The 14,197-nt window shown below is 55.6% G+C and carries 16 protein-coding genes and 1 tRNA gene; 7 read left to right on the forward strand and 10 right to left on the reverse strand.

Features of this window, described 5'->3' with window-relative positions:
• The first annotated feature begins 15 nt into the window (after positions 1–15).
• Positions 16–1,017 carry a LysR substrate-binding domain-containing protein gene (locus OSH09_RS11360; protein ID WP_266121031.1) on the forward strand — a complete coding sequence of 334 codons (1,002 nt, stop codon included), beginning with the start codon at positions 16–18 and terminating at the stop codon, positions 1,015–1,017.
• Between the two features lie 217 nt (positions 1,018–1,234).
• Here the strand turns inward: OSH09_RS11360 and OSH09_RS11365 are convergent, their stop codons facing one another.
• The 6 genes from OSH09_RS11365 to dctP are packed head-to-tail and all read right to left on the reverse strand — an operon-like array spanning position 1,235 to position 7,240.
• Positions 1,235–2,719, reverse strand: coding sequence for an aldehyde dehydrogenase (locus OSH09_RS11365; RefSeq protein WP_207873463.1), 1,485 nt, complete (start codon positions 2,717–2,719; stop codon positions 1,235–1,237).
• A complete protein-coding gene (locus OSH09_RS11370) occupies positions 2,720–3,607 on the reverse strand; it encodes a dihydrodipicolinate synthase family protein (protein WP_266121032.1) in 888 nt (295 codons plus the stop codon).
• Between the two features lie 35 nt (positions 3,608–3,642).
• A complete protein-coding gene (locus OSH09_RS11375) occupies positions 3,643–4,293 on the reverse strand; it encodes a GntR family transcriptional regulator (protein ID WP_153229283.1) in 651 nt (216 codons plus the stop codon).
• A 24-nt stretch (positions 4,294–4,317) separates the two neighbouring features.
• Positions 4,318–5,637 carry a TRAP transporter large permease gene (locus tag OSH09_RS11380; protein ID WP_045930984.1) on the reverse strand — a complete coding sequence of 440 codons (1,320 nt, stop codon included), beginning with the start codon at positions 5,635–5,637 and terminating at the stop codon, positions 4,318–4,320.
• On the reverse strand, positions 5,634–6,155 hold the full coding sequence (locus OSH09_RS11385; protein ID WP_207873466.1) for a TRAP transporter small permease subunit: 522 nt from the start codon (positions 6,153–6,155) through the stop codon (positions 5,634–5,636). The genes OSH09_RS11380 and OSH09_RS11385 overlap by 4 nt, the downstream gene beginning before the upstream one ends.
• Positions 6,156–6,181: 26 nt before the next feature.
• Entirely contained in the window at positions 6,182–7,240 is a 1,059-nt protein-coding gene (gene dctP, locus OSH09_RS11390) for a TRAP transporter substrate-binding protein DctP (RefSeq protein ID WP_266121033.1), read from the reverse strand.
• A gap of 562 nt (positions 7,241–7,802) precedes the next feature.
• On the opposite strand from dctP, the gene OSH09_RS11395 reads away from it, so the two are divergent.
• Positions 7,803–7,877 (forward strand) — tRNA-Arg (locus OSH09_RS11395).
• A gap of 75 nt (positions 7,878–7,952) precedes the next feature.
• Entirely contained in the window at positions 7,953–8,378 is a 426-nt protein-coding gene (locus OSH09_RS11400) for a PACE efflux transporter (protein ID WP_207873468.1), read from the forward strand.
• Between the two features lie 53 nt (positions 8,379–8,431).
• Here OSH09_RS11400 and OSH09_RS11405 read toward each other — a convergent pair whose 3' ends face one another.
• Positions 8,432–8,821, reverse strand: coding sequence for a winged helix-turn-helix transcriptional regulator (locus OSH09_RS11405; protein ID WP_207873469.1), 390 nt, complete (start codon positions 8,819–8,821; stop codon positions 8,432–8,434).
• 151 nt (positions 8,822–8,972) lie between these two features.
• Between OSH09_RS11405 and OSH09_RS11410 the strand changes: the two genes are divergently transcribed.
• Complete coding sequence (locus OSH09_RS11410) at positions 8,973–9,584, forward strand: NAD(P)-dependent oxidoreductase (protein ID WP_207873470.1); 612 nt, start codon at positions 8,973–8,975, stop codon at positions 9,582–9,584.
• A 16-nt stretch (positions 9,585–9,600) separates the two neighbouring features.
• Positions 9,601–10,080 carry a nuclear transport factor 2 family protein gene (locus OSH09_RS11415; protein ID WP_207873471.1) on the forward strand — a complete coding sequence of 160 codons (480 nt, stop codon included), beginning with the start codon at positions 9,601–9,603 and terminating at the stop codon, positions 10,078–10,080.
• Between the two features lie 173 nt (positions 10,081–10,253).
• Here the strand turns inward: OSH09_RS11415 and OSH09_RS11420 are convergent, their stop codons facing one another.
• Positions 10,254–11,483, reverse strand: a complete 1,230-nt coding sequence (locus OSH09_RS11420) for an MFS transporter (protein WP_266121034.1) — start codon at positions 11,481–11,483, stop codon at positions 10,254–10,256.
• Positions 11,484–11,590: 107 nt separating this feature from the next.
• On the opposite strand from OSH09_RS11420, the gene OSH09_RS11425 reads away from it, so the two are divergent.
• Positions 11,591–11,719: a hypothetical protein gene (locus tag OSH09_RS11425; RefSeq protein WP_266121035.1), complete on the forward strand. Its 129-nt coding sequence runs from the start codon at positions 11,591–11,593 to the stop codon at positions 11,717–11,719.
• A gap of 125 nt (positions 11,720–11,844) precedes the next feature.
• Here the strand turns inward: OSH09_RS11425 and ybaK are convergent, their stop codons facing one another.
• Together ybaK and xerD are read right to left on the reverse strand one after the other, a co-directional pair.
• The gene (gene ybaK, locus OSH09_RS11430) at positions 11,845–12,339 is read right to left on the reverse strand and encodes a Cys-tRNA(Pro) deacylase (protein ID WP_207873473.1); all 495 of its coding nucleotides are present in this window, start codon (positions 12,337–12,339) and stop codon (positions 11,845–11,847) included.
• A 15-nt stretch (positions 12,340–12,354) separates the two neighbouring features.
• A complete protein-coding gene (gene xerD / locus OSH09_RS11435; RefSeq protein WP_266121185.1) occupies positions 12,355–13,251 on the reverse strand; it encodes a site-specific tyrosine recombinase XerD in 897 nt (298 codons plus the stop codon).
• 186 nt (positions 13,252–13,437) lie between these two features.
• Here xerD and modA point away from each other — a divergent pair, with 186 nt between their 5' ends.
• Positions 13,438–14,187 (forward strand): molybdate ABC transporter substrate-binding protein, encoded by a 750-nt coding sequence (gene modA, locus OSH09_RS11440; protein WP_207873474.1) that lies wholly within the window; start codon positions 13,438–13,440, stop codon positions 14,185–14,187.
• The last annotated feature ends 10 nt before the right edge of the window (positions 14,188–14,197 follow it).

Here is a 14,197-nt window from a genome sequence, read left to right on the forward strand (position 1 = left end):
TTACCCCATTAGTAGATGCTTATAGCTAGAGGCAAAGGCTTGGAAACAAACGATATCGCCCATAGGTTGGTGCAACGGCTGAAGCTGCGTCACCTGGCATTGCTGATCGAGATTGATCGCCTGGGTTCGCTCACCAAAGTGGCGGATTTGATGGCGATGAGCCAGCCTGCCGTCACCCAGGCACTGGCCGAGGTCGAGCAGGTCTTTGGCACTCCGCTGTTTCTGCGATCCTCCCGTGGCATGGAGGCAACACCGCAGGGGCAGATCGTGATTTCACGCGCTCGGGCCATGGTGCAGGATATGGAGTTGTTGAGCCTGGACTTGCAGGCGCACAGCATGGGGCGGCAAGCCCATTTGCGTTTGGGCGTCATTCCTCTGGTGTCCGGCAAGCTGGTTTCCACCGCCTTGAGAGCCACTCGCCCCCAAGGGCAGGTCGTGTCTGTCAGCATTACCGAAGGACTGACAGAGACCCTGCTGGAACAACTGCGCGATCACGCCCTGGATGCCGTAGTGGCCCGCAGTTCCCCCGAATTGAATATGAAAGGCCTGCGTCATGAGGCGCTATACGCGCAGCAACCGCGCCTGATTGCCAGTCGAGAACTGGCAGGTCGACTTGGGCGGCGCAAGCTGGACTGGTCACAACTGCAGGATCTGGACTGGATTTTAGGGCCGCGCAATACGCCGATGCGGCGGCAGGTGGCGAACTTGTTTTTACGGGCAGGTTTGCTGGAGCCAGTGCCCAGCGTGGAGACCTCGTCTCCCAAGCTGATCGGTGAGCTGATCGTGAACCACCCTCGTGCGGTGTCTGTGGTGCCGACCGAAATTGCCGAGGAGCTGGTGCGCGTGTCCGGGGTGGCAATCGTGCCGTATTCCTTCGAGTGGGGCTTGTCGCCCATCGCCTTGTTTACGCGTGAGGCTGGCCCGCAGCGACCGGTGGATAAGCTGTTTGCCCAGGAGCTGAAACGGGTGTGTACGGACAAGACGGTGCCCTTGGAGCGGGGGGCTTTTTTCTACTAGTATCGTTCTGTCTGTTGCGGGCTAATTACTAGTGTCACATCGTGAATGCCCCATGCCGAGGGAGCCGGACGAGATCTCGAAGCAGGATGTCATACCTGCCCAGGAAACCGAAGCAGCTCAATGGCAAGAACCGCCCCCCGTTTTGATGTCCAGGAGTCTGGGAGGGGGCGGTGTACAGCAGCCTGCTTATTGATGCCTGGGCTATGCAAGCAGCGGCTTACTGATTGACATACCAGATCGCCTTGGTTTGCTGGTACTGATCCAGCGCCTCCATTCCCTTGTCTTTGCCGCCAAAACCGGACAGTTTGAAGCCGCCAAAAGGAGCGGTGATGTCGCCTTCTGAAAAGCCATTCACCGAGACTGTGCCCGCTTTGATCTTGCGCGAGACACGTTGTGCTCGGCGCACATCAAGGGTGTAGATGGAGGCGGCCAGGCCGTATTGGGTATCGTTTGCCAAGGTGATCGCTTGCTCTTCTGTCTCGAAGGTAGTGACGGCCAGAACGGGGCCGAACACTTCTTCCTGGAACAGGCGGTCTTCCGGGGTAATGTGATCGAAGATAGTGGGTTCGATATACCAGCCACTGCCCAAGTCACTATGAATACGCCCGCCATGAACCAGCTTGGCATTTTTTCCGGGGTTTTCCAGAAAGCTGGCCACTTTTTCAAAGTGCGCTTTTTCTACCATCGGTCCGATAGACACATCCGGGTCCGTAGGCAAGCCCACTTTCCAGGAGCCTAGCCCCTGTTTGAGTTTTTGCAGCAGTGTGTCTTTCAGGCTGCTGTGTACGATCAGGCGGGAGCCGCAACTGCAGTTTTCGCTCATGTTCCAGAATGCGGCCGCCAGGATGGAGGGGACCGCTTCGTCCAGCAGGGCATCTTCAAAAACGACCTGCGGGCTTTTTCCACCGCATTCCAGCACGACTTCCTTCAGGTTGCTTTCTGCGGAGTATTTCAGGAACAGGCGACCCACTTCGGTGGAGCCGGTGAACGACACAATGTCCACGTCCTCGTGCCGTCCCAAAGGCTCCCCGACTTCCTCGCCTGTGCCGGTGATCAGGATCAGTGCCCCTGCGGGGATGCCTGCCTGATGTGCCAGCTGTGTCATGCGGTAGGCGCTAAGACTGGTCAGCTCGGACGGTTTCACAATGACCGAGTTGCCGCACACCAGAGCAGGAGCCACTTTCCAGGCGTACATCTGGGCCGGGAAGTTCCAGGGCAGGACGGCAGCCACCACCCCAATGGGTTCTTTTGTGATCAAGCCCAACGCGTCTGAGCCGGTTGGGGAAATGCGGCCAAAGCATTTATCAGCCGTTTCCGCATACCAGCTGAAGGTATCGATGGTGGCGGGCATGTCGGTGTTCAGGCATTCGGTGATGGGTTTGCCTGCATCCACGCAATCGAGTGCGGCCAGTTCCTCGGCATGTTGCTCCAGCAAGGCCACCCACTTGAGCATGATCTTTTTACGTTCTGCCGGAGACAACTCAGACCACTCACCGGACTCAAAGCTTGTGCGTGCGGCAGCGACAGCCGCTTGTACATCAGAGGCTTGGCCAGCAGCGATTTTGCCAATCACGGCCAGGTCGATAGGGCTGATGTTATCGAGCAGGGCCGAAGCCGTGGTTTGATGGCCCGGAATCAAATGGGAAGCGTGCAGCTTTCCGGCGCGGGCCAATTCAAAGACAGTCTCTTTCTGCGTGGGCATTCAAGCCTCCTGTTCTACTTGGTAAGCGTTGATCTGGGCCAGGAAGTCGTCGCGTTCCTGCGCTTCGACCGGCAGCAGGGGCAAGCGCACCGAACCGACATCAATGCCGTGGCGCACGCAGCCCAGTTTGGCTTTCTGGTTGTAGTTGCCGGACTCCATGGCGGCAATGGCGGGCAGCATGGCTGCCATCATGCGACGTACGCTGTCCCAGTCCTCTTGCTCGGCTGCCTTGAGCATTTGAACCTGCTCGGCAGGAAACACATTGGCCCCGCCGCTGATCCAGCTGCGCACGCCCCAGAACAGGAAGTCGGCCGCTTGGTCATCGCAGCCGCAAACAACCTGGAAATCTGGCAGATTGGCATTGACCATGGCCACCACTCGGCTGAAGTTGCCGCTGCTTTCCTTGATGCCCACAATGTTTTTGACCTTGGCCAGTTCGTAGACGGATTCCAGCTCAATTTGTATGCCGATGCGTGCCGGGAAGTTGTACATGACGATGGGCAGCGTGGTGGCTGCCGCCACTTCCTTGAAATAAGCCACCACCTCATTTTGACCCGGCAAACTGTAGGGTGTAGGGGACAGCATCAGGGCTTCGTAACCCAATTCTTCGGCTTCACGAATCCGGCTGATGGCTTCGGCAGGTGACATGGAGTTCACGCCGGCAATCAGTGTGGTGCGACCACGGCCGGTTTTGGCAACAATCTCCAGTACGCGGCGACGCTCCTGTGCGCTCAGCGCGTAGTATTCGCCTGTGGTTCCGCAGGCCACAATTCCTCCTACGCCAGCTTCAATAAAACACTCGACCAGACGCTTCAGAGCGGCTTCATTTAACTGGTTGTTGGCGTCAAACGGGGTAACGATAGGAACGAGAATGCCGTTCAGATTCATGATGTCTCCAGATTATTAATAGTTGATCTATCGGTTTATTCAATGACTTTGCGGGTGAAGGCGCTGAGGTAAGCCATCAGCGTTTCAGATCCCTGCAAGGCCATGTCGGGATTTCCGTCCTGGATTCCTTCAGCCAGGGTCAAGTGGGCTTGAGCCCCGGCTTCCAGGTCACCTTCATATTGGTAGGCGTACCAGAATCGTCTGCACTGAACGATCATGGGGGTGACCGCCTGCACAGCGAAGGTGTTGCGACAGGCCTGGTGGATGACTTCGTCCAGATGCTGGTCGGCCAACATATAGGCGTCTATATCTTTGGCATTGGCGGCATCGACCATGGCCTGGGCGTGGCCGAGCAAGGTGCTGCGCTGGGCTGGGGTCGCCCATCGGGCGGCCCCTTGCACAATCAAGCGCTCCAGAACCCGTCGCGTTTCAATCAGAGTCAGGTGTTCAGCCACACGGATTTCACTGACACGCAGACCACGGCGTGGCTGCTGCTCGATCAATCCCAGGGCCACCATACGCATCAGGGCTTCACGTAAGGGGGTGCGTCCCAAACCTGTCATTTCCACCAGATCACTTTCCACAATGGCCTGACCAGGCTCCAGTTTGAGAGTGGCAATTAACTGCTCAATCGCTTGATAGGCGGTTTCAGCGGCACGAGAAGAAGGGGTGGGGGCGCTACTCACAGAGACTCCAATATAAAAATGGCGTTAAAAGCCGGATACTTGCTGAGGCAGCCAGGTTGCAATCGCGGGGAACAGGGCGACGATCAACAAGGTCAGCAACTGGGCAAGAATAAACGGCACTACACCTCGACAAACTTGTCCGTATGTCATGTCTTTCGGGGCAATGGACAGGAGGTAGAAAATAGATGAAGCCAGGGGCGGTGTCAGATAACTGGTTTGAATGACAACAATCACCATGACGCCAAACCACAAGGGGTCTAGCCCGGTCGCCACAATAAAGGGCAGGAAAAGCGGAACGCAAATGAGCACGTTCGCTGTCCAGTCCAGTACAAAGCCCAACAGAAATACGATGCCCAGAAACAGGATGATCGTACCTGTGCTGCCCAGCCCCAGATCGCTGGTGAGCATTTGCACCAGCTTGGCACCACCGTTGGCGGCAAAGGCACCGGTAAACATGGTACCTCCGGCCACAATCAGCATGATCATTGCCGTAATGCGCACCGTGATCCGCAAGGCTCCACTGAAGACTTCCCAGTTGAACTGACGGTAGAAAATACACAGAACAGCGGCGGCAGCAGCACCCAAGGCAGCGGCTTCGGTGGGGGAGGCTATCCCTTTCATCAACGAGCCCAGAACGGCGATGATCAGCAGCATCATGGGAACCAGACCACGCATCGTAATACTGATTTTTTCACCCAGGGGTCTGCGCATATCCTCGTCATCGGCGCGAGGCCCCAACTCAGGTTTGAGCGTAGTGGCGATCAGGATGTAAGCCACAAAGAGCGTGGTCATCAACAAGCCCGGAAAGAGCATGGCAGCAAACAGCTCGCCAACCGGAACCTGGGCCAGGGAAGCGTAGACCACCGCAACCACCGAGGGGGGAATCATGGTGCCCAGGGAGCCCCCGGCGCAGATCGTTCCCGCGATCAGCGAGTTGTTGTAGCGAAAGCGCTTCATGGCCGGGATGGCCATCAGCCCCACCATGATTTCTACCGCTCCAACCACACCTGCCGCAGCAGCAAAGGTGGCTGCCATGGCGATCGTGGCAATGGCCAGCCCGCCCGGCAGTCCGCCCAGCCAGAGCTGCATGGTGCGAAACAGGCGTGCAGCAATGCCTGACCGCTCCAGCAGGGCCCCCATCAGGACGAACATGGGAATCGCTGACAGGATATGGTTGGTGGCCGCGCCGTACAAAGCGCCATACATCTGGTCAAAGACCATTGGGCCAAAGGCGTACCAACCGGCCAGAAAGGCGGGCAGGATCAACGCAAAAGCCACGGGCATGCCCTGAAAAATCAGCAGGAACAGCGCAGGGAACATCAGTCCGGCGATCCATAAATTCATGGGTTCACCTCGACGTCAGCAGGGCTTTGTTCTTTGACTGCACAGCGCAGGCCATGGGCAAGCAATTGCAAGGTAAAGGCAACCAGACCAATCGCAATGCAGGCGTAGAAGGGCCACATGACCGGCGCCCAGGGGCTGACCATTTCGACCTCGTTCAGCTTCCAGGCCATCCAGGCTTTGTGAATGCTGACTTTGCTTAAAACGGCAAAGAGGGGAAACAGCACCAGCAAATACAGGACCAGGTCTGAAATGTGAGCAAAGGACCTGGGCAAGTGCTTGCGAACCACATCAATGCTGATGTGTTCGTTCTGACGCATCACCCAGGCCATGCCCAGCAGAAAAATAGCACCATTCATCATGTAGGCCACATCAAAGGCCCAGACGGTAGGAGCATGAAGGACATAGCGGGCAAAGACTTCCCACACCATGGCAGCGACCAGGATTGCCGCTGCCATTTCAGCCAGCCGAGAGCTTGCAAGGGCGATAAAGTCGATCAGTTTTGAAATAGGCTGCAGCATGGCAGCTCTCCTTCAGAAAGTGGGACTTAGTCTCGGATCAGGTAATTGCTTTCGCTGCGCCAACGGTTCAGGAAGTCATCGTAATCAGTCAGCAAGTTCTTCATGTAGTCGTTGCCGGACTGGGCTTGCGCATCGGCTTTCTTGTGTACCCAGTCATTACCGGCATCAGCCAATTGTTTGATGAAGGCCGGATCCAGGGTGATCACTTCATTGCGCCCTTGGCGATACTTTTCCATGGCTTTGATATCGGCGTTGTAGAAGTAATCCAGAGATTGGTGGGTGGTCAGTTCGGCAGCGGCCTCGATCAGTTTTTGCAAATCGGCCGGTACCTTGTCCCAGGTTTCCTGCTTAAGGACGACTTCCCACATAAAGGTGGGTTGATGTACGCCAGGCACCACAATGTATTTGGCAGCCTGATGAAAGCCTTCGGGGGTGTTGGAGGAGGGGGTGGCCCATTCCACTGCATCGACCCCTTTGCGTTGCAGCAGGGTGTAGGTGTCGCCAGGAGGAACCACGGTGGGAACGGCACCGAAATAATCTTTCATCACGTCGGCCCAGGCGCCGGAAGTGCGGTATTTCAGCCCTTTCAAGTCCTCTGCATTCCGAATAGGGGTGTTGGAGTGGGCCAGCACCTCGGTCGAACCCAGGCCGACAATCATGGTTTTGAGGCCGTTTTTGGAGCGCAGCTCCTGCAGCTTTTCCTTGCCACCACCTTCATACAGCCAGACACGATAGGCATCAGGCCCCATGCCGCCCGGATAGCCCGCAAAAATCGCATTGGCTGGATCCTGATTGACCAGGTAACTGGAGGTGGAGTGCCCAGCTTCCACGACGCCGGTTTCGACGGCTTCAAACACCTTGAGGGCAGGAACAATGACCCCCGCTCCAAAGGGCTGGATTTCAACCCGGTCACCTGTCATGAGCTTCACATTCTTTGCGAAACGCTCCAGGAAGTTCTGATAGAAGGGGGATCCTTCCGGTACGGAAGTGGGAACGCGCCAACTGATGTCAGCAGCCTGTACCGAGGCCATACCGCACAACAAAAACAAACCAGCAATTCGTGAAGCACCAAGTTTGGATTTCATATTTGTCTCCGGTGGTTTTTTTATAGTCCAGCTCTGTCATAGGCCTGTGGCTAGGGCGAGAGCATGGAAATCATCTTAATATTTTATAAATATATTAACAACATATTTAGATTGGGGTTTGTCCTAGAAGGGGCCGTAGATGGCTTATGGACTGGCTTGGAGTTTTTTTCAGGCCTTGGCAGGGGATGGCGTTGCCTTTTTGATGCCTGTTTCTGGATGTGGTTTCAGGTTTCGCAAAGAGGGCTGAAGCAGTACTGGTATAGCTCTCTTTGTGTTTTTTTGAAGCTGCTTGAGGCGCTTCATGCGGCCCTTGGAATCCTTTCGCGCCTGCGGTCTAGCTGGTACACTTTGCGGCTGCTTTTCTGAGAAGCGCGCAGTAGCGGGATTGGCTTGTTGAACAGGCCCTTTGCTGTAGCACTTCCGGCTGCACTTGCCAGGAAAAGGCTTGTTTTTTTACGCACAGAACAAGGCAGTCAATCTGCCTTCATGTGCTGTAAAGCCTGAATTCCTGCGGTGTATGTGGCGTCTGGCCCGCTTGGGCCCACTCCACAGAAAGCCCACCGGGCCCATAGTTAAATGGATATAACTTTCCCCTCCTAAGGGAAGATTGCAGGTTCGATTCCTGCTGGGCCCGCCATCGTATTTTTAATCGCACTGTTCTCTTGGCCCCTTGATCCTGGGGCCGCGGGGCGTGCGCATAAGCAGCTTAGTCATGACACTTCAAGGTTGGAAACGCCGCGCTTTTTACGTGGGTTTGTTTGAATTTTTCGCTATTGTTTTTTCTTCGTTCTTGCTGGCGTATTTTGCCGGGGGCGAGGCTTCTGAATCTGCACCGATTGCAGTGGCTATTTCCGTGATCGCGATTATCTGGAACTACGTGTTCAACACGGCGTTCGAGCATTGGGAATCCCGCCAGGCCATTAAAGGCCGCAGCCTGTTGCGCCGTAGCGTGCATGCCATCAGCTTTGAGGCTGGCTTGGTGATTGCCATCGTGCCTTTGTATATGTGGTGGTATCAGGTTGGCTTGATGGAAGCGCTGCGTATGGAAGTCGCCATTCTGGTGTTCTTCCTGATCTACTCGTTTATCTTTAGCTGGACCTTTGATCGAGTGTTTGGCTTGCCAGCCAGCGCGGCTTGAAGCCCATCGCTCAATAAAAAAGCCGCGTAATGCGGCTTTTTTGTTTTCTATAGTCACTCCGCCTGAGCGTCCCGACGCGCCTGGCAGATGCGTCCATGATGCACATCTGCCCACTTCACCAGCTCTCGCATGGGCACCAGAAAGGATTGCCCCAATTCGGTCAGCGTGTACTCCACGCGTGGCGGTACTTCTGCGTACAAGGTCCGTTGTACAAAACCATCAGTTTCCAGACGCTTGAGGGTGCGTGAGAGCATTTGGCGGGAAATATCGCCGATTTCTCGGCCCAGCTCGTTAAAGCGCAGGGTGCCCGGTGCCAGGGATTCCAGGATCAGCAGGCTCCATTGGTCGCCAATTCGATCCAGTACATCCCGTATGGGACAGGGTTGTTCAAATTCTTCCTGTATTGGGCTGGAAGCCAGTACTGCTGCGCTTGATGAGGACATGTGTCATCGCCTTCTGGGGTTCAATAGTCACTTCCATGTGACCTGGTATGGCTTGCGTGACTTCTTGTGGACTGTCAAAAAACTGTCTAGCATCACACTTAATGGTCTACTTTATAGACCAAGTCTTAATTTGAGCACACAAGGAGCTGTTATGTCTCGTATTGCATTGATAGGTGCTTCTGGCGAAGTTGGTTCGCGCCTTTTGAAAGAACTCTCGGATCGCGGCCATACGGTGACAGCGATTGCTCGCCATACTGAAAAAATTGCCAGTCTGCCCAATGTCACGGCTGTTCAGGGTGATGTGAATGATCTGGACGGTTTGATCGCGCTACTGCAAGGTCACGATGTGGCGATTAGTGCAGTTCGCTTTGCGTCTTCAGACCCTTCCAAACTGATCACGGCGGTTCGTGCTGCCGGTGTGAAGCGCTATCTGGTTGTGGGTGGTGCTGCCAGTCTGGAAGTGGCTCCCGGTCAGCGATTGATTGATCAGCCTGCTTTCCCGGACGCGTACCGTACCGAGGCCTTGGGTGGCATTGCTTTCCTGGATCAGTTGCGTCAGGAAAAAGAGCTGGATTGGACTTTCCTGTCCCCATCGGCTGAATTCGGCCCAGGTCAGCGCACAGGCAAGTTCCGTGTCGGCAAAGACAGCCTTTTGGTCTCGGACCAGGGCAGCAAGATTTCTTATGAGGATTACGCCATCGCTTTGGTGGACGAGATTGAACGTCCAGCCCATTCGCGCCAGCGATTCACCGTAGGTTATTGAACAAGGAGTGGGACTGATGAAAGGTTTAATCCGATGGGTATCTCCAGTGTTATTAGCGGGCTCTTTCTTGTTGAGCACAAATGCAGTGTTGGCTGCCAATTCGCCGACTCGTGATGTGGCTCAGGAAGAAAGCAATCGCAAGCTAGTGGTCGATTTTTACGAGAGCTTCTTCAACAAGCATCAGGTGCAGGAAGCGGCAGCCGTGGTGGCCGAGGACTACATCCAGCACAACCCGGAAGTGCCGGACGGAAAGGCGCCTTTTGTGGGTTATTTTGGTGGCTACTTCAAAGAAAACCCGGAGTCTCGTGCGCGGATTGTGCGTAGTGCCGCAGATGGTGATCTGGTCTATCTGCATGTGCACTCGACCAATGGCAAGGCAGATCGCGGACAGGCGGTGATTGATATTTTCCGGGTGCAAGACGGCAAGATTGTGGAGCACTGGGATGTGATTCAGGCCGTGCCGGAGCAGGCTGCCAATAGCAATACCATGTTCTAAGGTCGCTAGTTTGGGGTGATGCGCTGCCCCAGTGCAAAGAGGACTTATGTGTACGCCAGATAAAAGACCCGCCATCACTGGCGGGTCTTTTTGATGAAGGGGGCCGTTAAACAGCGTTCTTTTTTGGGCAAGCGTTTTTGCTGTGTTTTAGCAGGGTTTTAATCCCGAGTCGCCTAAGCCGTCTGCATCTTGATCTTGGCTTCGCGGATCGGCAGGTTGACGATGGCAGCCAGTACGGCCAACACAATATCAGCCCACCACATCCAGCTATAGTCGCCAAAACGAGTCAGGGCAATGCCACCCAGCCAAGCACCTAGAAAGCCGCCGATCTGATGCGAGAAAAGGGCCAGACCGAACAGGGTAGCCAGATAGCGCGTGCCAAACAGCTTGGCAACGATATTGGCCGTTGGGGGTACGGTGGCCAGCCAGGTCAGTCCCAATCCGATGGCGAAGATATAAAACACCAGATCGGTTTTAGGCATCATCAAATACCACAGGATCAGCACGGCGCGAGAAGCATACATCAGCGCCAGTACGTACTTGCTGCGCCAGCGGGCAATGCAGGAGCCAGCGGCAATACTACCGAAGATATTGGCCAGACCGATCAAGGCTAGTGACCAGCTTGCCACCGAAGGCGGCAGTCCGCACAGGTCAATCTCCCCCGGCAGGTGGGTGACCAGAAACGCAATATGAAAACCGCAGGTGAAAAAGCCTAGGCTCAACAGCAAATAGCTGCGATCTTTCATGGCGCTTTTGACTGTCTCGGCCAGGCCAGGGCCGCTGGGAAGGGGAGCGGGGCTTGGGGCAGCCGCCGCTTTGTTAGTCTTGCCGCCGGGGCTTAGTTTGCGGATCAGGGGCAGGGTCAGCAGGGCGGTCAGGGCCAGGACCCAGAAGGTGGACATCCAACCCACCCAGCCGATCAGTTTTTGTACAACGGGGGCAAAGACAAACTGCCCGAAGGAGCCGCCTGCATTGATCAGGCCTGAGGCCTGGCCGCGTGCGTGGTCGGGAATGCGCTGGGCGGCGGCACCAATCAAGGTGGAAAAGCTGGCTGCTCCCGAGCCGAGGTTGGCCAGCAGGCCCAGCGTCAAGGTCAGGCCCAGGCCTGAGCCAATAAACGGAGTGACGGCGCAGCCCAGAGCCAGAATCAGGAGGCCTGCAATCAGTACACGGTCTGGCCCCCAACGATCCGAGCAGGCACCGGCAATGGGCTGAATGGCACCCCAGGCCAGTTGGCCGACGGCCATTGCAAAGCTGATGGACATAATGCCCATGCCGGTTGCTTTATCAATGGGGCCGACGAATAGACCGAAGGATTGGCGTATCCCCATGGTGACCATCAGGATGCCAGCAGCAGCCAAAGTCACCGTCATGACGGCGGGCTGGCGCAAGGATTGAAACATGGGGTCCCCTCTTATTATTCAGGTTTGAATTATCTGGCGAAATGCCAAAGAGGTGCAATCACCTTGTCTTGTGAAAAGCGATTGGGTGGACAGTGTTGTAGGGCGCCGTGATCCAGTTCCAGCTGCGGGAGGTTGTTGTTGTTGTTGTTGTTGTTGTTGTTGTTGTTGTTGTTGTTGTTGTTGTTGTTGTTGTTGTTGTTGTTGTTGTTGTGGGCTGTGCGTGGCAGGAAGTGTAGGGCGCAGAACCAGGCTGTTTACTGCGGCGTTTGATGGTTCAAGCGAGCGAGGGACATAAAAAAAGACGGGCTAATAGCTCCGTCTTTTTTGTACTTGTTGCTCAATAAGATCAGCTTTTTTGAGCTCAACCTTTTTCCAGACCCGCTTGTACTGGTCGTGCTCCCAGCTTGTCGATCAGAACCTGAGGGTTGATACCCAGCAAATAGCCGCGTCGGCCGCCGTTAATGTAAATGGTGTCGAACTCCAGCAGTTCTTCTTCCAGCCACACAGGCATGGCCTTGCGGGTGGCAAAGGGCGAGGTGCCGCCAACCATATAGCCAGAGTGGCGCTGGGCTACATCTGGCTTGCAGGGGGCGATCTTTTTCGCGCCCGTCTGACGGGCCAGATTCTTGGTGGAGACTTCACGGTCACCGTGCATCACGATAATCAACGGCTTGGCGCTTTCATCTTCCATGATCAGGGTCTTGGCCACCCGGTGCAGGTCCAGACCTAGCTGGGCTGCTGCTTCCATGGCTCCGCCGTGATCGACATAGTCGTAGCTATGCTCGGTAAAGGAAATGCCATTTTTACGTAGCCATTGCGTGGCGGGTGTTTCGCTAACGTGTTTTTCTTTAGCCATATCTGGGTAGGGCGCTCAGGCGCGTGGGTGATGGGCTGCGTGCAAGGCTTTCAAGCGCTCACGTGCCACATGAGTATAAATCTGGGTCGTGGAAATGTCGGCGTGCCCCAAGAGCATCTGCACGACGCGCAAGTCGGCACCGTGATTCAGCAAATGAGTTGCAAAAGCATGACGCAGAACGTGCGGGGACAAGGGGGCCAAAATCCCGGCCTGGACAGCGTACTTTTTGACGATCAGCCAGAAGGATTGGCGGCTCATGCAGGTGCCGCGTCCGGTAATAAAAACAAAGTCGCTGCGTCGCTGGCCCAGCAAAGCCGGGCGGGACTCCTGCATATACCGCTCGATCCAGTGCATGGCTTCTTGGCCCAAGGGAACCAGTCTGTCCTTGCCGCCTTTGCCCTGATCAATGCGTAGCACACCGTCGCTCAGGCTCAGGTTTTGCAGGGGGAGCTCAGTCAGTTCAGTGACGCGCAAACCGCTGGCATACAAGGTTTCCAGCATGCAGCGATCACGCAGCCCCAAGGGATTATGAATGTCTGGTGCTGCCAGCAGGCGCTCTACCTGCTCTTCGGACAAGGTGTGCGGGACGCGCGGGGCCTGACGGGCACTGCTCAGTTCCAGGCAAGGGTCATCCTGACGCATGCCTTCCTGTACTGTCCAATCGTAAAAGCGGCGCAAAGTCGCTAGTCTGCGGTTGGCGGTGCTGGCTTTGCTGTGCCCGGACTGGCTGGCCATCCACTCTCGTAAATCAATCGCTTCCAGCTGCTCCAGCGGCTTTCCCCCGCGCTTTTGCTGAGCCCATTCTTCCAGGCGCTCCAAGTCCTGCCGATACGCTTGCTGCGTGTTGGCAGCCAGGCCATCCTGCAACCAGAGCATGGTGATGAAATCGGAAATCAGACTGGCTTGCGTCATGGGAATGGAGGCGTCATAAAGCCGGGTTTCAGAGAGCTTTAGTACAGGGAAACAGGGCGAGAAAGTCATCATGCTATCACTCCAGCATGATGATCTTCATTCAGTAGATAGGGTGTCCTGCGCTATATACCTATATATATTTCCTGATTATACTAATTCGTTACACCCGTCCTGGAGGAGAAAACAATGTTTAAACGTGTCGTATCGGTAGCCGCCTTATCCCTGTTCCTGCAAGGCACCGCCCAAGCCGATGAGTTGGTGGTGGCCGCTGCTGCCAGCCTGACCAACGCCTTCAAGGAACTGGCCGGTCAGTTTGAAGCAGAGCACCCCGGCACTAAAGTGCTGACCAGCTTTGCCGCATCGGATGTCTTGTTGCAGCAGATCGTCAATGGCGCTCCCGTGGATGTGTTTGCGTCGGCAGACCAGAAAGCCATGAACAAGGCCGAGGAAGCCAAAGCCGTTGATCCCGCTACTCGCAAGAATTTTGTGCAGAATCAGGTTGTGCTGATTGTGCCTAGCGACAACCCCGCTAAAGTGACTAACGCTGGCGATCTGGGCAAGCCAGAAGTCAAACGTGTTGCTCTGGGTAATCCTGCTGTGGTGCCTGTTGGCCGCTACACCCAAGCTGCTCTGGAAAAAGCCGGTCAGTGGGATGCGGTCAAACAGCGCGAAATCCTGGGCCAAAACGTGCGTCAGGTGCTGGATTACGTGGCCCGTGGTGAAGTGGAAGCCGGTTTCGTGTTCGCAACCGACGCAGCCATCATGAAAGACAAAGTGGAAGTGCTGGAAGTGCTCAAGACCACCGAGCCTGTTACTTACCCGATCGCTTTGGTTCAGCGTGACGGCCGTAACGACAAGGCCCAGGCTTTCCAGGATTTCGTCATGTCCGAGTCCGGTCAACAAGTGCTGGCAAAATACGGTTTTGCCAAGCCTTGATAGATAGGAT

It is taken from the genome of Alcaligenes parafaecalis (assembly GCF_026344135.1).
Taxonomy (GTDB): domain Bacteria; phylum Pseudomonadota; class Gammaproteobacteria; order Burkholderiales; family Burkholderiaceae_B; genus Alcaligenes; species Alcaligenes parafaecalis.